Annotated in this window: 19 protein-coding genes; 7 read left to right on the plus strand and 12 right to left on the minus strand. The window is 66.8% G+C overall.

What is annotated here, in order from left to right; genetic code table 11:
• Nucleotides 1-24: 24 nt before the first annotated feature.
• Entirely contained in the window at nt 25-402 is a 378-nt protein-coding gene (locus tag G6N68_RS14955; protein WP_163713586.1) for an ATPase, read from the minus strand.
• 220 nt (nt 403-622) lie between these two features.
• On the opposite strand from G6N68_RS14955, the gene G6N68_RS14960 reads away from it, so the two are divergent.
• Complete coding sequence (locus G6N68_RS14960; RefSeq protein ID WP_163713589.1) at nt 623-1240, plus strand: TetR/AcrR family transcriptional regulator; 618 nt, start codon at nt 623-625, stop codon at nt 1238-1240.
• Between the two features lie 35 nt (nt 1241-1275).
• Here G6N68_RS14960 and G6N68_RS14965 read toward each other — a convergent pair whose 3' ends face one another.
• Genes G6N68_RS14965 through G6N68_RS14975 form a run of 3 tightly spaced genes read right to left on the minus strand, consistent with a single transcriptional unit; the run spans nt 1276 to nt 5290 of the window.
• Entirely contained in the window at nt 1276-2214 is a 939-nt protein-coding gene (locus G6N68_RS14965) for a hypothetical protein (RefSeq protein ID WP_163713592.1), read from the minus strand.
• Nucleotides 2211-4718: a hypothetical protein gene (locus tag G6N68_RS14970; protein WP_163713594.1), complete on the minus strand. Its 2508-nt coding sequence runs from the start codon at nt 4716-4718 to the stop codon at nt 2211-2213. The genes G6N68_RS14965 and G6N68_RS14970 overlap by 4 nt, the downstream gene beginning before the upstream one ends.
• Nucleotides 4715-5290 carry a hypothetical protein gene (locus G6N68_RS14975; RefSeq protein WP_163713596.1) on the minus strand — a complete coding sequence of 192 codons (576 nt, stop codon included), beginning with the start codon at nt 5288-5290 and terminating at the stop codon, nt 4715-4717. The genes G6N68_RS14970 and G6N68_RS14975 overlap by 4 nt, the downstream gene beginning before the upstream one ends.
• Before the next feature lie 100 nt (nt 5291-5390).
• On the opposite strand from G6N68_RS14975, the gene G6N68_RS14980 reads away from it, so the two are divergent.
• The 3 genes from G6N68_RS14980 to G6N68_RS14990 are packed head-to-tail and all read left to right on the plus strand — an operon-like array spanning nt 5391 to nt 6907.
• Nucleotides 5391-5729 (plus strand): YbaB/EbfC family nucleoid-associated protein, encoded by a 339-nt coding sequence (locus G6N68_RS14980; protein ID WP_163713598.1) that lies wholly within the window; start codon nt 5391-5393, stop codon nt 5727-5729.
• Nucleotides 5726-6046: a hypothetical protein gene (locus G6N68_RS14985; protein WP_163713601.1), complete on the plus strand. Its 321-nt coding sequence runs from the start codon at nt 5726-5728 to the stop codon at nt 6044-6046. Before G6N68_RS14980 ends, G6N68_RS14985 begins: the two co-directional genes overlap by 4 nt.
• A 21-nt stretch (nt 6047-6067) precedes the next feature.
• A complete protein-coding gene (locus tag G6N68_RS14990) occupies nt 6068-6907 on the plus strand; it encodes a hypothetical protein (RefSeq protein ID WP_163713604.1) in 840 nt (279 codons plus the stop codon).
• Between the two features lie 13 nt (nt 6908-6920).
• Here G6N68_RS14990 and G6N68_RS14995 read toward each other — a convergent pair whose 3' ends face one another.
• Nucleotides 6921-7817: a sigma-70 family RNA polymerase sigma factor gene (locus G6N68_RS14995; protein WP_163713607.1), complete on the minus strand. Its 897-nt coding sequence runs from the start codon at nt 7815-7817 to the stop codon at nt 6921-6923.
• A gap of 89 nt (nt 7818-7906) precedes the next feature.
• Between G6N68_RS14995 and G6N68_RS15000 the strand changes: the two genes are divergently transcribed.
• A complete protein-coding gene (locus G6N68_RS15000) occupies nt 7907-8275 on the plus strand; it encodes a DoxX family protein (RefSeq protein WP_163718630.1) in 369 nt (122 codons plus the stop codon).
• Here G6N68_RS15000 and G6N68_RS15005 read toward each other — a convergent pair.
• Entirely contained in the window at nt 8247-9044 is a 798-nt protein-coding gene (locus G6N68_RS15005) for a ketosteroid isomerase family protein (RefSeq protein ID WP_163713610.1), read from the minus strand. The two genes, G6N68_RS15000 and G6N68_RS15005, sit on opposite strands and share 29 nt — an antisense overlap.
• Entirely contained in the window at nt 9044-9604 is a 561-nt protein-coding gene (gene pncA / locus G6N68_RS15010; protein WP_163713613.1) for a pyrazinamidase PncA, read from the minus strand. Before pncA ends, G6N68_RS15005 begins: the two co-directional genes overlap by 1 nt.
• 70 nt (nt 9605-9674) lie before the next feature.
• Between pncA and G6N68_RS15015 the strand changes: the two genes are divergently transcribed.
• Nucleotides 9675-10589 carry a DoxX family protein gene (locus tag G6N68_RS15015; protein WP_163718632.1) on the plus strand — a complete coding sequence of 305 codons (915 nt, stop codon included), beginning with the start codon at nt 9675-9677 and terminating at the stop codon, nt 10587-10589.
• Here G6N68_RS15015 and G6N68_RS15020 read toward each other — a convergent pair.
• From G6N68_RS15020 to G6N68_RS15030, 3 genes are read right to left on the minus strand one after another with little or no spacing between them, the layout of a single operon-like run.
• Nucleotides 10555-11076 carry a gluconokinase gene (locus tag G6N68_RS15020; RefSeq protein ID WP_205351343.1) on the minus strand — a complete coding sequence of 174 codons (522 nt, stop codon included), beginning with the start codon at nt 11074-11076 and terminating at the stop codon, nt 10555-10557. The genes G6N68_RS15015 and G6N68_RS15020 overlap by 35 nt on opposite strands.
• Nucleotides 11058-13085 (minus strand): DUF7064 domain-containing protein, encoded by a 2028-nt coding sequence (locus tag G6N68_RS15025; RefSeq protein ID WP_163713616.1) that lies wholly within the window; start codon nt 13083-13085, stop codon nt 11058-11060. The genes G6N68_RS15020 and G6N68_RS15025 overlap by 19 nt, the downstream gene beginning before the upstream one ends.
• 5 nt (nt 13086-13090) lie before the next feature.
• Entirely contained in the window at nt 13091-14596 is a 1506-nt protein-coding gene (locus G6N68_RS15030) for a carboxylesterase/lipase family protein (RefSeq protein WP_163713619.1), read from the minus strand.
• Nucleotides 14597-14675: 79 nt separating this feature from the next.
• On the opposite strand from G6N68_RS15030, the gene G6N68_RS15035 reads away from it, so the two are divergent.
• Nucleotides 14676-15359, plus strand: coding sequence for a hypothetical protein (locus tag G6N68_RS15035; protein WP_163713622.1), 684 nt, complete (start codon nt 14676-14678; stop codon nt 15357-15359).
• Here G6N68_RS15035 and G6N68_RS15040 read toward each other — a convergent pair.
• Both G6N68_RS15040 and G6N68_RS15045 read right to left on the minus strand, forming a co-directional pair.
• A complete protein-coding gene (locus G6N68_RS15040) occupies nt 15346-16314 on the minus strand; it encodes an SDR family NAD(P)-dependent oxidoreductase (protein WP_163713625.1) in 969 nt (322 codons plus the stop codon). The genes G6N68_RS15035 and G6N68_RS15040 overlap by 14 nt on opposite strands.
• Nucleotides 16315-16337: 23 nt before the next feature.
• Nucleotides 16338-17555 carry a cytochrome P450 gene (locus G6N68_RS15045; protein ID WP_163713627.1) on the minus strand — a complete coding sequence of 406 codons (1218 nt, stop codon included), beginning with the start codon at nt 17553-17555 and terminating at the stop codon, nt 16338-16340.
• Between the last annotated feature and the right edge of the window lie 95 nt (nt 17556-17650).

Raw genomic sequence — 17650 nt, forward strand, 5'->3', positions numbered from 1 at the left:
GGGCCCAGAGGGTGCCGGGGGCCGTTAGCGCCTGGCGATCTTCTTCACGATGTTTACCGCGTCGCGAAGGGCATCCTCGGTGGCGGTCAGCGGCGCAAGCACGGACTCAACCAGGCCGACAATGCGTTCCACGCGGTGCACGGTCGCCTCCATCCGGTCGACGACGGCGTCCATCCGCGGTGCCAGCGCGTCGATCTTGGTGATGGTGTCGTTGAACCGAACCATGGTCTCGTCGAGGTTCTCGATCGAAACGTTCATGCCCTCGAGCGTGGTGCTGAGACCCTCGAGCAGCGCCTCCACCTGCTCGACGCGGACGTCGACATTGAGCGCGGCCTGGGTCAGCGTCTTGATGCGTTCCCGTCCGGTGCGCGGACGTGGCGAGCCCCCGGAATTGTCAGTCACGCTGCCCAGTATGCGACGGCGGGGCTGTCGGGACCACGAGACATTTGAGACCTGGCGTGATGAGCGACACCTTTGCCAGCAACCCCTCGGTGCTCGCGCTTCCCGCGACGTGCAGGTATTTTCAATCGGATACGCATCTGAACCCGCACAATGAATTTATCCTTGGTACAGCTGTATCTTTAGTTGTATCAGCAAGGCTGACGCACGTAGGGGCATATTGGTGAGTGCAAATACATTCACGATCTATCGAACGCTGGATGCGCGTCAGCTGGGGGTGCGCAAGCGGCTGCTCGGCGCCGCCAGGGAACTGATTCGCGAGAACGGCCACGAGTCGGTGGCCATGGAGTCGATCGCGACGGCAGCCGGTGTGTCGAGGGCGACCGCGTATCGGTATTTCGCGTCCAAGGAACATGTGGTGTGCGAGGCGGCGCTGGACTGGGGCCAGGAAGTCGCCGCGCGCATCCCGGACGTCATCGCCGCCGCCGCGTCAGACCCGGTCGCCGCAATGGACGGAGCCATCGAGCAGATTGTGCGGGAGGCCGCGACGGACCTGGCCATGGTTCGAGCCACGATGGCCTCGGTGTTGGCGCTGGGGCCGGTCGCAGACCAGTTCCGCCTGGGCGTGCGGGAGATGTTTTTGGACCTGTTGGGTGGCGCCATGGGCGGGTGGCGCGAGGTGCCGGAATCGTTGACGCTCGATCCGGCATTGACCGTGCTTGGACGGGTCTTTCTCGCCGACATGGCGTTGCTCGGCGTCGGCGACATCACGGTCGACCAATGCATCGAGGAGCTCAGGCTAGCCGCGCAGCGCCTGTTGATCGGCCCAGCCAGCTCCTAGTTGCAAGCTGCTCACCTGCCGGGTTTTCCACCGGGTCAGGCTTTGGCGGTGCCGAAAGGTGGTTCCTCGGCTTCGATTTCGGGGTTGGCCCCGAAATTCTGCTCAGTCCCTTGCGGCGGCTCGTAAATCTTGCCCTCCGGAAAGATTCGCGGATCGCGCTTGACCGATGCGCCCTCACCGGTTCCTCGATGCGGCGCCATCGGCAGGAGCGGCATCATCGGCATTCCGCCGCGGCCGGCGCTCGCGGCAGCCGCCGATGCGGCTGAGGCGGGCGGTATCGAACTGGGTGTCAGCGCACTGGACGTCGTCATCGGGATGACCGCTTCGTCCAGACCGGCGGGCATGGTGGCGCCCAAGCCAGCGGCCGCTCCCCCGCCTGCCCCGGCGCCGTCCAGGCCCGCCGCAGCGGCGTCGATTGCAGGTTCAACGGCGTGTGCACCCGTTTCTCCGGCCTTGGAAAGCAGCTGGCTCACCTGCTGGAAACCCTGGCCGGCCAGCTGCCCGAACTGCTGGCTGACCTGCCCGAATTGTTGGCCGAGTTGTTGGCCGACCTGCCCGCCGGTTTGGGCGGCGGTTTGCAGCATCTGTTGGAGCATTTGCTCGGGCTTCTCAGCCATCTCCTTGGTTTTTTCCGTGGCCTGCTGCTCAAGCGACTGCGGATCGCCGGTCTGCTCGGCGACGCGGGCCCGCCCCGCGTTGAGCTGATCCTGACCCTCGATGTTGCTCAGGCCGGTTTGGGTGTGCTCGTTGGTCTCAAGCGCCTGGTTGGTGATCTGCGGCGGCATCAAGCCCAACTCGCTCTGCAGCGCGCCGGTGCCCGTCGAAATGGTGAATCCGAGCGGACTGTTGCCGATCACGTTCGAGTACGAAAACGTCGCGTCCCGCGCCAGATTCCCGGCGGCGAGGCCGTTCTGCGCCATGCGATTGGAGAGATCCCGAAATTGGGGGATGTCGAATCCCATCGGCTGGTTCATGCGATTACCGCCTCCCTGTCGGTATCGATCAGTTCCAGCAGCATCGACCAGGAGTACAAGGCTTCCAGCAAAGCCTGCCGTGGCGACGCGCTGCGCAACGCCAATACCGCCTCGGTCGCGTACGACTGCAGCAAGACCGACCGACACGCACCGCCCCCGGTGTCCAGCTGACCAATACCGACATTGCGCACGTCGATTCTCGCAGCGAAGTCCTGCTCCCACAAAGTTTCGTTTTCAACCACGAGGGTGTCCCAGCCGAGACGCTCGATCTTGCGAGGGTCGGACAACGTCGGATCGGCATTCCACGCAGCCAGGATCGACCGACGAACCACACTGCGATCGCCGGCTTTCTCGGCCGCATCATGGGCGATCCACACGGCCTGGCGACGCTGGTCGTCGGGGTCGGTGATGGCCTCGGCAGCGACCAGCCGCGCCGGTTCCACGCCGAAGCGCTCGCGCCTGGCGGGCGACCCGCCCAACAAGTCCGGACGGGGCCGCTGCACCGCGTCGGCGAAGACGAAGGGCACCCCCGCTGCGACGGCCGGGGCGCTGCTGTGCGTCGACGCCAGTGCGGTCAGCGTTCCTCCCGTCGCCGCCGCGTATTCCACGATCACTCGGGCCGGGTCGCGCAGTCCTTCCCACCGCGTCGAGTCAGGATGCGGCCACGGCAACACGGCGTCCTCGGGGAGCAACACGTTGGACGGCAACCAACCACGCCCCCGGTCGGTGGTGACCACGACCTGCCGTCGACCACCGGTGACGACCATTCCTGCGGCCCAGCGCACCACGGATCCCCCACCGGCGGCTTCCAGGACCGTTCGCACCGTCGCGAGATCCAGGTCGACGAGCTGACTCGGTTCGTCGGCTGCTGCCCGCACCAGCACAGGCGCCACGACGACCGCGGAGTCGTCGACCGGGGCTAGCAGCGGAACAACGGCCGCCGCGTCGTCCTCCTCCGGTGCTTGGTCGTTGCCGGAGGCAGTCGGCGAAACATGCGCCGGCCCTTGGGTATTCGGCCCAGTGGACGGGTGTGGGTGGGGGATGTTGGGTGCGGCCGCGGCTGGTGGCGCGCCCGATGACGACGGCGACGCGGGCACATGCACGCCCGATTGGGGTGGGGCGGCAGCAATCGGTGGCGGTGCGATCGTGGGAGCGGTGGGGGCAACCGGTGTCACCGACGGAACGGCAGGCACCGGTGCGGGCGCCGGCGGGACGGCTGCCGTGGCGGCCGCCACCGAGGCCGAGGCCAGCGGCGCCGAGGTCAGCGGCGCGCCGGCCACCGAACCGGCCGCCGTCGCGGCGACTGGGGCGGCACCGGCGGCCGGGCCTACCGCACCGATTGCGGCGGCTGGAGCCGCGGCTTGCGCATCTGCCCCGGCGACCGCCGCCGCCGGCGACACCGCCGCGGCGGGCGGCATGCCGGTGGCCGGAGTGCCCGCGCTCGGGGTCCCCAGCGGGGTCGTTCCTGCGGGCAGCCCGGACGCCGCCGGCAGTCCGTCGCCGACGGCGGGCAGACCGGTCGCGGGAGCGCCGGTGGCGGGCAAGCCAGCCGCGGGCGCAGCGGGAGTCGCGGGGGCGGTGGGAGTCAAGCCGGTGGTGGGCAGGCCGGTCGCTGGGCCCGCTGGGACACCGCCACCGGGTGCGGCCATGCTCGGAATGGGAGCGGTCCCGGTAGGGAGCGCGGGTGGAGCAGGCGCCGTTGGCATCGGCGCCCCGGGGGGCGCAGGCATGCCGCCGGGCCCGGTGGTGCTTAACACGGGCGCGACGTCGCCGGGCGGCGGCATCGATGCCGGCGCGAGCGCACCCGTCGGCGCTTCGTAGAGCGGCTGCTCGACGGCGGTTGCCGGTGGATTGGGGGCCAAGGCTCCCGTCAGACCGGCTGGCGGAACCGGCGTCGTTCCGGGCATCCCCGCCCCAGTCGAGGGACCGGATGCTCCGGTCAGTCCTTGCGCGGTTCCCGGCTGCAGTCCGCCGGGAGAGAGCGACGGAGGCCCGCCGGCGGCCGAAACCCATCCCGGCAGGCTGACCGCTGCGACGGCGCCGGCGGATATTCCCGCGACCTGGGAATGCCCTTCGGCAATGACCGTCTGGATCAGCTCCTCCACGTTCTGACCGGCAAGTTCCAGCTCGACGCGAGCCGCTTCTAGCGCCGCGATCGCGGCTTCGGCCCAGTCGACGACACCGGACATGGCGGCCAGCGTGGTTCCCAGCAGTTCGGCCCAGGCCGCCACGGTCGTGGCCGCCTCACCGAAGCGGGCTCCCGCGGCGGCCATTTCGACGAAATACCGAGTCCACGCGGCCGAAATGGCTTCCGCGAGGGCACCGTGGCCATAGCCGAGCAGCTGCACGGCCTGGACCTGGCCATCCGCGGATTTGAAGCCCAACTCGGCGGCGGCCTTGCCCAGTTCGATCGACCACTGGATCAGGGCCTCAGGGGTTACCGCCGATTCCCAGTAGGGACCGAGAATCTGGTCGGCGTGCGGCGTGCTGGGTTTGGGGGTCATCCCATGCCGCAAGCACGATCCAGCGCCCGGTAAGCGCCATCGATTGCATAGACGTCGGCCGAGTCGAAGGTGTGCGCAGGCAGCTTCGTGACTTCCGCCTGCTGCTTCTCCACGAAGAGTTGGGCCGCCGCGGCAACGTCAACCGGTGCCGGCGCGATTTGCGCCTCGAACGCCCTGAGCACCTTGTCTACCTGCGCGACGCGACTGGCGATCACGGCATCAATGCCAGGGGTCTGGTAGTCCCACCCCGGCGGAAGTTTGGGGATCGCCCTGAAGTCGCTCTTTGCGATCGTCCAGGCCGCACAGGTTTGCGCGCCGCGGGGCCCACTTGTCGGAGCAGCGGGCGCGGCCGGCGACGACGGTGCGGGCTGGGTCGCGGGTTGTCCGGAGTCCTTGAAGAAAATGGCGGCGGCGATAAGCGCGCCGGCAATCAAGATCGCCGCGACGACCGCCAGCGGGAACCACGGCCGATTCTTCGGCGGCGGCGGCCCACCGAAGTAGGGCCCTGCGTTTCCGGGCGCGTTTGTGCTGGTCGGCAGGTGTTGTGCTCCCCCGGGCGCGGACGCGTCCATAACCGGATGGTACCTGCAGGAATGTGGTTGGCGGGGGCAGTGCACGGCATTTGGCCCCATTGACACCGTTCGGCCGACGTGCGGCGATAAAGTCGTCGAAGTGAGCAGCGTAGACCCCGAAGTCCAAAGGGCATTGGACTTTGCCGACGAACTCAGCGATCGGCTGATGTCCGCGCTGGATCAAATCCGGGCGTACACCGCCGAGCGGTTGTCGAAGGACGAGGACATCGCGGTAAAGGTCGATATGAACGGACAATTGGTGGACCTCTGGCTCAAACCCGGTGTGCTGGACCGTAAAAGCGCCGCCATGATCGCCAAGGAGATCTCGCAGCTGACCGTCGCGGCGGGCGAGGACGCCGCGGCAGAGGTGGCGCGCTTGTACAACCAGTGCGTCGAAATCGTCGACGGCAAGACTGCGGATGCGGACGAGCCGCGATGACAACCTTCGAGGACCGCACCTATGAGGTGTTCAACCAGCGCCGGACCGTTGGCGTCCTGGCGGCGCACGGGGGTGCGGTGCGCGGAATATTCCTGCACGAAGACGTCCGCAAACTGCCGGAACGCGTACTGGCGCAGGAGATTTTGCAGGTGGCCGCGGTGGCCTCGGCACGCGGGCGGTTGAGCCTGCGGGAACAGCTCGCGGCCAGCGCGGAGAGCACCGACCAACACCTGGGGCCCGCCGTTTACGAGCTGATGCCCGAGGTGCCCACCGAGGAAGAGTACGAAGCCTTCAAACGTCAGACCCTCAAGTACTGAGGACGGGCGAACGGACCCCGAATGGACCAGACCCTGTTGATCGACGTATCCGCGGTCTGCGAGATCTCGGGTGGGGTGTTGTCCATCGCTGATTCGCTGGCCGCGATGGGCAGACCCCTGCGCCTTGCGGTGCCGTCGCCGGCCCCGGATCCGTATTCGCTGCGCACCGCCGCCCACCTCACCCACCGGCGGGCCGCGTTAGGGCTCGCCGCGTGCGACGCGGCCGACGAATTGACCCGTATGGCAGAGATTTTCGTCGGAACCGCGCACACCATGGCGGGCATTGCGCGCTGGACTTCGGTCGGAATGCTTGGCCTGGTCGCGCCGTCGGCCAATCATCCGGTGGACTACAGCCGCCGCACGGTGCGCGCCGCGACACCAAATTGGGCGCAGGACAACACCTGGACACCCCAGAACGACGATGAGGTACTGAGTTGCGCGGTGTTGCTCAACATCGGAGACCCGGATTTGAGCACCCCGTGGCTACCCGATGCTGCCGCGCTCCAGACGCTGGGTGACACGCTGGCGACGCTAAGCGAGCGACTACAGCAAGCCTGGCCCGGCGGCAGCCGACCCGCCGCCATGCTCAACCGGTTCGGTGAATGGATCCGTGTTGACTACCGAAATGCGTTGCAGCACAGCGTAGCCGATGTCAATTCGTGGGCTACGGAGTACATGTCCGCACGGACGGGCGTGGCCACGGCCGCCGCTGACTACACCGCGGCCCGCCAGGCGGCGCTCGACGGCGAAGAGCGAAGCGTCGCAAGCGAAGCGGCCCGGCAGGCGCTCGACCGGTATGCGGGGTGGTCGCTCGGCGACTGGGACCTGGCAGACTTTCCGCGGCTGGTCGACGGGTCGTAGGCTCAGCCGCTCGCTACGGCGTATGCGGCGGCGACAAGCTCAAGACATGGTTGCGCAGGCGGTCGGGATCGCCGACGATGTCGATCTCGCGAATCCGGTCGTCGTCGCCAATGCTGACTCGCAACAGCGCCTGCACGCGTCCGCCGGGCGCGATCACGATGCCCGGCGACCCGTCTATGAGCAGCACGGCACCCACCCGCGCGCGTTGGACGAAGTGCCGGGTCTCCTCGGCGACCTGCCGGGCGCCGCGCACTTCGGTGGGGACGTTCTCGGGTACCAGTGCCGGGTCCACCCGCCGCACCACGTCGGGAGCAAGCAATTCCAGCAACGCATCGATGTCGCCGCCGCGCGATGCCGCCAAGAACGCCTCGACGAGCTTGGTGTGCTTGACCGTGCGGGCAGCCGACGAGGCGGGATCCGGTTGTAGTCGACTACGGGCCCGGCTGGCCAGTTTCTTGGCGGCGACGGGCGAGCGATCCAACAGCTCTCCGATGGTCTCGAACGGCACCCCGAACACGTCGTGCAGTACGAACGCGACGCGTTGCGCGGGTGACAGGCGGTCGAGAACCACCATGAGGGCCCTACCGACCGAGTCCGCCAGCAGCGCCTCTTCGTCCGCAGCCGCGGAAACCATCCGATCCAGATCTTCGGACTCGATCAGCGGCCGCTCTGCACGTCGCCGACGACCGCGCAACTGATCGAGCGCTTCGTGCGCGGTGATCGTGGTGAGCCACCCGGTCAGGTTCTGTACCGCGCCGAAGTCCGATCCACTGGCCTTCAACCAGGCCGATTGCACGGCGTCTTCGGCATCCGGCACCGAACCGAGGAGATGAAAGGCCACCGACCGCAGATGGCGGCGATCGGCGTCGAACCGTTGCGCGAGTTCCGTCAGATCCGTCGTGGCATTCATGGGGGTCACCTTTCCTGGTCTGGCGTCGTCGAAGAGATGACCGGATTTCTCAGACGCACTACCGCAAAGGAGGCCTGACCATGACTCTAATGCAGACCACGTACCTCGTGGTCATACTGACCACCGCGATCGTCACGGCCGGCATCGCCCTGCCCGACTTCATCCCGGCCCAATTCGTGCTCGCCAACTCGGCACGAGTTGGGGTGTCCCGTTCGTGGCTGCCGACGCTGGGAGCCCTGAAGCTCGCCGGAGCGGTCGGCCTGATCGTCGGGGTGCTCGGGTTGCCGCTGATCGGGATCTCGGCAGCGGTCGGGCTGGTCCTCTATTTCATCGGCGCGGTCGCGGTGCACATCAGGGCGCGCGTCTTCTCCAACATCGCCTTCCCCGGCGCTTACCTGGCGTTGTCGATCGCGTCGCTGGCACTGGCGATCATGCAGGGAAGTACCGGACTCGGGTGATATGGTCGCCGCGTTTTGCGACGTCGGCGAACAAGAGGCCGCGCCCTTGATCGGTGGTGAGCGAAGCCGCGACGGTGGGGCCCGCTCCAATCATCTTGCGACAGCGGGCCCCCCGCAGCCGCTCGACCAAGTCGGTGATGTCGAGCACCTCTTCGTCACCCAAAGTCATTGTGGCACCAGGCGATAGCGTGCTCAGCGCGGTGCCCTTGTCGCGGGCGGCGGCCGTATAGATCAATTTCTCGACCAATTTCTTGTGGCGTTTGCCCGCGCGCCGAAAGCCGGCGGCGAAGCCCACAGCACCGCCCGGTCCCTGATTGCCGAGCAGGCTCTTGGACAGCTGCAGGCCGGGCGAGATCGCGCGCGGTCCGCAACGCACGAACTTGACCATCATCGCCGGCAATTCCCAGTAGGCCCGCATTCGCGCAATCTTCCACTCTCCGTTGACCTCTCGCAGGTCATATCGCAGCAGAGCGGGGATGGACACCGTCACGCCGGATCCCATCGAGACTTCCAGTTCGACGTCACGCAGTACGGCTTGGCCGGAGACGATGTCGAGGTCGCGGTGGAACGTGATGTCGCGCGGCGCGATGAAGGTGTCGAAGAACCGACCGATCTGGTCGGTCCCCACGTGCGGGCGCGATCCGACTGGGTCTTCAACCTGACCGTCGTCGGCGAACAGGCCCACCCAGCCGGCGCGGTCGTGTACACCAACCGCCTGAGGTGATCGTTCGACTGTGGCCAGTAAGTCGGCCCGGTTCGGTGCAACCATCAGCGCCCTCCGCTCAACTCGATACCTGCCCTTCGCATTTCGTCCAGCGCCCGCGCGGTGGAGTCCGCGGAAACGCCGGCTGTCAAGTCCAGCAGCACCCTGGTTGCCAAGCCGGCGCCGACGGCGTCCTCGGCCGTGCGGCGCACGCAGTAATCGGTAGCAAGACCCGCCACGTCGACCTCGTCGACCCCCCGCTGTCGCAGCCAATCCAACAGTGGGGTGCGGTTCTCGTCCATACCTTCAAAGGCGCTGTAGGCCGCCGTGTAGGCGCCCTTGAGGAAGACCGCCTCAAAGCGGCTTGTATCGAGATCGGGCGCGAAGTCAGCGCCGGCGCTGCCCGCGCGGCAATGCGGCGGCCACGACGACGCAAGGTCGGGGCGCTGAGAGAAATGGTCGCCTGGGTCGATATGAAAGTCCTTTGCGGCGACGATGTGGTGGTAGCCGCGGTCCTTCGACAAATAGTCGCTGATCGCTCGAGCGACGTCGTGCCCGCCGGTCACCGGGAGGGAGCCGCCTTCGCAGAAATCGTTTTGGACGTCGACGATGAGCAACGCTCGCACGCACTCCACCCTAGCTCTGGATCGGCAACTGGCTGGTTTGTGCGCTGGATACCCGGGGAACTCCCCGACCATGTTGATCCGCAGAATCGCCCGACCCATGTTGTCAGCGGTGTTCATCAGCCAAGGTGTGGACTCGTTGCTCAATCCCAAACCGGCGGCTGAAGCCGCGAAACCCACGGTGGAGGGTTTGCAGTCCCTGCCGGATCCGGTCAGCAGCCACATTCCACCCGATGCCGAGCAGTTCGCTCAGATCAATGCGGCCGTCCAGATTGGCGGCGGGCTGCTGCTCGCAACCGGTCGACTCCCCCGCATCGCGTCGGCCGCGCTCGCGCTGACGGTCATCCCGGGAAATCTTGGCGCACACATGTTTTGGAACGAGGCCGACCCGGAACGCAAGCGGGAGAAGCGTCGCGACTTCATCACCGATGTGAGCCTGCTGGGCGGGTTGATCATCGCCGCCGCCGACACCGGCGGCAAGCCCTCGTTGGGCTGGCGGGGACGTCGGGCGGCCGAACGCCTCTCCGAGCGGGTGTCCGGAGTGTTGCCGGGATCGTCACACGACGCGTTGCTTGATGCCGAACTCACCGACCGGATCGTGCACAGCCTGCATGTCGGCGCCGAACGGGGACGCGAACTGGCCAGCACCGCGGCCGAAAGGGGTGCTCCCCTCGCGAAGAAGGCGCGCAGGCGCGGTCGCGAGCTGGCGGTTACCGCCGCCGAGCGTACGGCGCCGCTGGCGGAGGAAGCCCGCAAGCGCAGCGAGAAGTTCGCAGGCACCGCTCGGGTGCGCGGCGTGGAACTCGCCGAAACCGCACGTCACCGCGGTAGCCATCTGGCCGACACCGCGGCGGCGCGCAGCAGTGAACTCGCCGACCGAGCCGCCGCGCGTGGCAGCGAAATCGCCTTCACCGCGCGCGACCGGTTCGACGGCCAACTCGCCGACCTCAACCTCAACGGTCGTCGGAAGCGTTGGTGGCGCTCTTAACGAAGGCGTCGACCACCGCCTGAACGTCCTGGCCCTCCTCGGCGACGTCGATGACGAGCCCGCGCTCGTCGGCGCCGAGGGGTTCCAGGGCATCGAACTGTGAGCTCACCAGGCCGGCCGGCATGAAGTGGCCGGTTCTGCCCGCCACCCGCTGGCGGATCAGTTCCTGCGAACCGTTGAGGTGCAGAAACGCGACGTGTTCGCAGTGCCGCCGCAGCTGATCACGGTATTGGCGCTTCAGCGCCGAGCAACTGGCCACGCCGCCGTCGCCGTGATCTGCCAACCATTGCCCGACCCGCTCCAGCCACGGGTGACGGTCGTCATCGGTCAGGGCCTCACCGGCGGTCATCTTGTCGATGTTGGCCTGCGGATGCAGGTCGTCGGCATCGACGAACGCGACCCGCAACCGTTTGGCCAGGGCCTCCCCGACGGTGGACTTGCCCGAACCGGATACACCCATCACCACGACTACAGGTTGCGGTTCCATTCCATCCAGCCCACGCCAGTGCGGCCATCCGCGGTGCTGAGACTGACCCAGGCGCGCGGGAACTGGCTCACCCGCCCGTCGAGCGCATCCAGGCGCACGGGGGCCTGCCCGCGCACCTCAACGTTGGCCTCGATGTCACCCGGCTGCAGCACTAGTTTCGCGCTGACCGGTAAACCGTTGTCGTCGAACACAGTTTGGATGTCCACCTGCTGTAGCTCGGTCACCGTCCCGGCGGCGTCCTGAAGGTAACCGATGCTGATCGCGGGGGTATTGGGAATGCGCAGGCTCAAGGCGTGCAGATGCGTTCCGTCGTCGAGATGCAGCGCGCTCCACATCCAGTCCATGCTCCACCAATCACGCACGCCCCAGGAGTGATCGCGTTGTGCGGGAACCGAATCGAATTGGTAGCGAGCGGCCTGCGGTCCGGTCCCGACGGTCACCTCCCCCGAGACGAGGCACGGGATCTCGTAGCGGGTGGTCACTCGGTACCGGTACGGGGTTCCGACGGTGGTCCACACGAGGTCCAGTGCCAGCTCGACGGGATCACCCGACTCAGCGCGCAGTAACGCCGACGGGTCCGGATACGCCTTACCCGTTGCGCGCACCTGGACTCGGTAGGTCTGCAGCGGTGCGCTAGCCGAGTGGGCGAACTCGATGGCGTCGGTGCGCAGCGCCCAAGGGTCTTCGGGCAGTGGAACTTCGACGTCGGCCACGGCGATCGTCGGACGATCTGGTCCGCAGAACAAACCATGGAACCACGCCGTGCGCTGGTTCGGTATCAGACCGAGCCGGAACCAGCCGCCCAATCCCTGTGCGGCATCGACGAAGTCGGCATACCAACTTTCGCTCCACAATGGTTCGTCGCCGGCGGGGTGGGCAAGTTCGTCCTCGTCTGAAGGACGAAGCGACTCGGGTGTGGCGGGGGTTGGAAGCGTCGCCAACGCGTCGGTGTCCAACGCGTGATCGCAGTGGCGTTGCAACATCGTCATGAACATCCGGTCGCCTCGCTCGGTCTGCACCACCAGCATCGACGAGACGATAGCCATCATGACGCCGAAAAAGCTTTGCCGACGCACACCTTCGACCACCTCGGCCAGGCTGATCGGCGCATCGGGACCGAGCGCCTGGTGATACGCAGCCAGCAGTGAGTCGTAGTGAGCCCGGCGGTCCGGGCTCGGCAGGGAACCGCCCAGGAAGTAGGCCAGGTCGGTCAGTGCCGCGCCCCAGGAAACGGTCTGCCAGTCCACCACCGTCAGCGGGCGGTCGGCGTCCGGGGTGCCGAACAGCATGTTGTCCAAGCGGTAGTCGCCGTGCACCAAGCCCTGGATGCCGGGATCCCGGGCCGCATAGCCGTCGAACGCCTCGACCAGTCGTTCGCACACCACGCGATGTTCCGGCGCGATCTGGTCGGCATAGCGCTCGACGAAGCCGGCATAGAGTCCGGCGATCATCGCCTGGTTGAGCGGCGCATCGCGGTTGAGCCACGGCGCGTCGGCCAGGGTGGCGTCGCCGAGCAGTGGACCTTGCATCCGGCCCAGCTCGGTGACCGCCAGCATGGCTTGTTCGGCTGTGGCACCGGCGATTTCGTCGCCGACGGCGGCTGGCCCGGCGTCACCGAGCAGCAGGTCGAACACCCCGGTCGCGGTGTCGACGGCGGCGTGGTAGCAGGGCGCGATCGGTCCGGGCAAGCGCGGCGCGATGTCCCGGTAGAAACGAACCTCGCGTTCGTAGAGCCCCATCGCCAACCCGGTCTGCCGGCTCACCGGGTCGGTGGCGGCGACCTTGAGCACCACCGAGTCCGGGCGGGCGTTGTCCGGGTGGTCGTCGGCGTAGGTCAGCCGGATCCGGTAGCAGTCGCTCATCTGGCCGGTGCCGATGCGCTCGACGGCGAAGTCGGAGACGGTTCCCGCTCCGATGACGCTGGTCAGCCATGAGGTGGTGAGGTCATCGGGTCGTTCTATCGCATGGCCGAGGTCTTGCTGGGCATCTCGTTCGGCGGCTGGGTCCATGACCGTCAGCGTGCCAGGGAGAACCCGTCCCACGCCATCCTGCGGTGTTGGTGCGGATCGAACTCGACGCGGCATTTGCGGTCGAAAACCATCACGGCCCTGTCTGCCTGCGTGTATGCCGGCCAGTCCCCGCCCGGTACGCCGGTTCGGCTGAACGCGCGCCAGCGCCGTTGCACCTCGTTGCTCACCCACAATGCGGTGCGCCGGTCGGCGCCCACCGTCAACAAGGCCCCTAACCGGGTGCGATAGATGTCGAAGACGGCGAACAGCTCGGTGGCATGCGTGGCGCCGAAACCGGCCCAGCGCAGCGCACGGGGAGCGTAGTCGTAGCGGTACATGAACGTCGGCGCGTGCCGGCCGTGCGCTTCGGCGATCTGCCACGCGGCGACGCCGAAGGCGAAATCGCCGCCGAGCTGGATGCATGCCTCCGGCTTGGGGTAGTCGGGGTATGCGGCCGTAATGCGGTCCCGCACATCGGGTTCCAAGTCCGCGAACAGCTCCTCGACCATCGTTTTGTTGGTCGGCAGCATGCCCAGAAAGCGGGTGAACAGGCGACCCTCTTCGGCGTTGCTTCCGACGATGAGCGGCACCCGGTGGGCCTTGCCCGAGCGCATGGCGTCCACGGGATCCATGGGCAGATAGTCGTCGCCGAACATGGGGCCCAGGGGAAAGGCCCCTAGCCGATTTTGCATGTTCTGGTCGATCAGGCGATGTTGGGTTTCGACCAGTTGAGCGGCGGATGCCCGCATCAGCACGCTGGCCGCATCCTGGGTCCGCGCACCCAGCAGGTGGGCGAAACGCCGCGCGAACTCCGCCGCCGTTTCCGCCGAACGCGTCATGCCCGCCGCGGGACTTTCCGAAATCGCCCGCGCGAACAGGCCTTTGGCTGCGGGCACCGCCAAGAGGGTGGCGGTGATATGCGCCCCGGCGCTTTCGCCGAAGATGGTGACGTTGTCCGGGTCGCCGCCGAAATTGGCGATGTTGTCCCGCACCCACCGCAGCGCCAACACCAGATCGCGCAGATAAAGGTTGCTGTCGATTGGATTCTCCGGCGTCGACAGCGAGGACAGGTCTAAACACCCGAGCGCGCCGAACCGGTAGTTGACCGACACGTAGACACAGCCGCGGCGAGCCAGGGCTGCGCCGTCGTAGATCGGAGTGGCCGAGCTGCCCATCATGTACCCGCCGCCGTGGATGAAGACCATGACCGGCAGCGGCTCGGCGGCCGGGCTCTGCGGGGTCACCACGTTGAGGGTGAGGCAGTCTTCGCCCATTGGCTGGTACTTACCCGGGGCCAGCATGGTGTAGCGCTTTAGCTGCGGCGCGCAGTTGCCGAAACCGTGGCAGTAACGCACCCCGGACCAGGGCTGCACGGGTTGCGGGGCACGCAGGCGCAACGGCCCCACCGGCGGCTTGGCATAGGGGATGGATCGCCAGCGGTTGACCCCGTCACGGGTGAAGCCTTCGACGGTTCCGGCGGTGGTGCGTGCGCGAATGGTTCGCTCATGCATACAGCGACGGTAACCGACACTATGGACGTAGTGCGCGCTGAGCGCCCGAATTCCGGCGCGTGGCGGCTAGCCTGAGGAAATGCGAAAAGCCGTGCTGCTGGCTGTGTCGTTGCTGATAGCCGGGTGCTCGCAGACCGGCGGCGATCACCCGGCGGGTTCCCAGACCAGCTCCGCACCTAGTTCGACCATCACCAAGATTCCGTCGGTCAGCAATCCGCCGGCGGCCGCACCCGCACCGTCCGCCGGGGCACCGATCTCGGCGGTGATCGCTTGGATCGAGGCAGGTCATCCGGCTGATCCGGCCCGGTACCACAGCGCGACGCGCGACGGCGCCACCACTGCGCTCGGCAACGACGTCGCGTTTTCCGCCGCGGGAGGTTCGGTGGTCTGCATGACCGACTCGAAACACACCGGTGGCGCGTTGTCCTGCCTGGTCAAGCTGACCAATCCGCCTCCTGCCCCGCCGACGGCCTACGGAGAGTGGAAGGGCGGTTGGGTCGACTTCGACGGCACCAACTTGCAGGTCGGGTCGGCGCGCGGCGACCCCGGCCCGTTCGTCAACGGCAACGGCCCCGAGTTGGCCGGCGGGGACTCGTTGCAGTTCGGCGATTTCCGCTGCCGCGCCGACCAAACCGGTGCGGTGTGCGTGAACTATGCCCATCAGTCGGCGGCTCGGCTGGTTCCCGCCGGGATCGAACCGTTCGGTTGCCTGCGCTCGGTTCCCCCGCCCGATGGTGTCGGCACGGCGTTCAGTTGTTCATGATCGTCGCGAAGAGCTCGCTCATCTCGTCGGCCGGACCTCCCGGAACGGTGTAGCCCGTTTCGTCGCGGATCTCGTCGAGGTGGTCGCGCACATCCTCGACCGACAGCGCCGGACGGTGGAAACCCCGGGTCCGGCCGATGAAGAAACGTGAGACATGCCCCGCGCCCACCGTGTAGACCTCGCCGGAGACCGGGCAGTCCGGGTGCGTCAGGAAGGCAGCCACCGGGGCCACCAGTGCGGGGTCCAGCTTCCGAAGGTATTGATTGGCAAGGTCATCCAGTATTGCCCGCGCCGCCGGGTCGTCCGGTGGGGCGGCGCTTTCCAGGGATCGTGCCAGCATTCGCGTGTAGGCGATTGGGGCGATGGCATTGACCTTGATGTTGTGGTCGGCGCCTTCGGCGGCGAGCACGCGGGTAAGACCGATCAGCCCGGTCTTGGCGGCGCCGTAGTTGCTCATGTTGACGGCACCCAGAATTCCCGCGGCCGAACAGGTGTTGAGGATCCGACCGTAGCGCTGCCCGCGCATCACCCGCCACGCCGGCCTGGTGACATGGAAGGCGCCTCTCAGGTGTACATCCAGTAGCGGTTCGAACCGCTCGGCCGTCATGTCTTCGAACGGGGCGTCGCCGACGATTCCGGCGTTGTTGATCAGGATGTCGATTCGCCCCCAGGCGGTAAGCGCGGCTTCGATGATCGCTTGGCCGCCTTCGGGACTGGCCACACTGTGGGTGTCGGCGATGGCTTCACCACCGTGGTGTTGGATTTCATTTGCAGTGTCGTAGGCGGGGTTGGCCGTCTCGCTGTTGGCGCCTTCGCCGGTAACGGATCCGCCGACGTCGTTGACCACGACCCGGGCGCCGCGCGACGCAAGCAGCAGCGCGTACTCCCTGCCCAACCCGCCGCCGGCGCCGGTGATGACGGCGACTTGCCCGTCGAACCGCAGTTCGTTGGTCACTGAAGCCCTTTCCCGGACGTCGTTTACCAGCTGACCGGGAGCTCTTTCATGCCGTAGATGTCGGATTCCTTGAAACGCAGCTCATCCGGCGACACGGCCAACTGGAGCCCGGGCAGTTGTCGGGCCAGCGTGGCGAAGGCGACCTGCATCTCGACGCGGGCTAGATTGGCGCCGATGCACTGGTGGACTCCGTAGCCGAAGCCCAAGTGACCGCGGGTGTTTCGATCTGGATTCAGTGTTTCGGGACTGTCGGTGAATTCGGTGTCCCAGTTTCCGGCGGGCAGGTTCATCACGACGGCGTCCCCGGCTTTGATCAACTGTCCGCCGAGCACGAAGTCCTCGGTCGCGATCCGATCCACCTGGCTGTGCACGATGCTCAGATAGCGCATCAGTTCTTCGACGATGTTGGCGACCACCATGTTGTCGTCGGTTTGGCCCAACCGCGCGTACACGTCGGGATTCTCTAGTAGCGCAACAGTTCCCAGAGCAATCATGTTGGCCGTGGTTTCATGGCCCGCCTGCATCATGATCACGCTGCTCATCGCCGCCGTCTCGTTGTCGAGCTGACCGGTCGCGATGTAGTCGGTGGCCAGCCGACTGATCATGTCGTCACCCGGCTCGCGCACTTTACGTTCGATCAGTTCGTGGATGTAGGCGAACATGACCCCGAACGACGCTCCCCTCTCCTCGTCGGTGGACTTGGAGTCGAGACCGACCGTGGTGTGGTGCTGGAAGAGTCCGAGGTCTTCCGGCGGCACGCCGAGCAACAGCGCGATGACCATCGACGGTACGGGCAAGGCGAATTCACGAACCAGGTCGGCCGGCGGCCCGTTGCTGATCATCTCGTCCAGGTAGTGGTCGACCATCTCCTGGATCTGCGGGCGCATGGCTTCGGTTCGTCGAAAGGTGAAGTTGGTGGTCAACATTCGCCGCAACCGGTGGTGCTCGGGGTCGTCGGCGCGGGCGAACATGACCGGCGGCGGTTTGTCGCCCGAGCCGGGCGGCTTGACGACGGCGGGGATGGTATCCGCGGACAGTCGCGGATCGACCAACGCCGCCCTGATGTCGTGGTAACGGCTCACCATCCACGCGGGCTTACCGTGGTACATGACGCGCTGCAGACCGGATTCCGCACGCCAGGCGGCGAATTCGGGCGGCGGCTGCAACGGGCAGTGTGCGGGACGCGGGACGGGGACGACCGGGAGATCGGTGTCCGAGCGGAAATCGGAAGTTGTTGACATCAGCACCGTTTCCGTTAAATGTCAGTTATCTGTCAGTTACGCTGAGCGTAGACTTCGGCCAATTGGCAGTCAACGGGCAGTCAAACGATCAACTA

Origin of the sequence: Mycobacterium bourgelatii (genome assembly GCF_010723575.1) — a bacterium.
Taxonomy (GTDB): domain Bacteria; phylum Actinomycetota; class Actinomycetes; order Mycobacteriales; family Mycobacteriaceae; genus Mycobacterium; species Mycobacterium bourgelatii.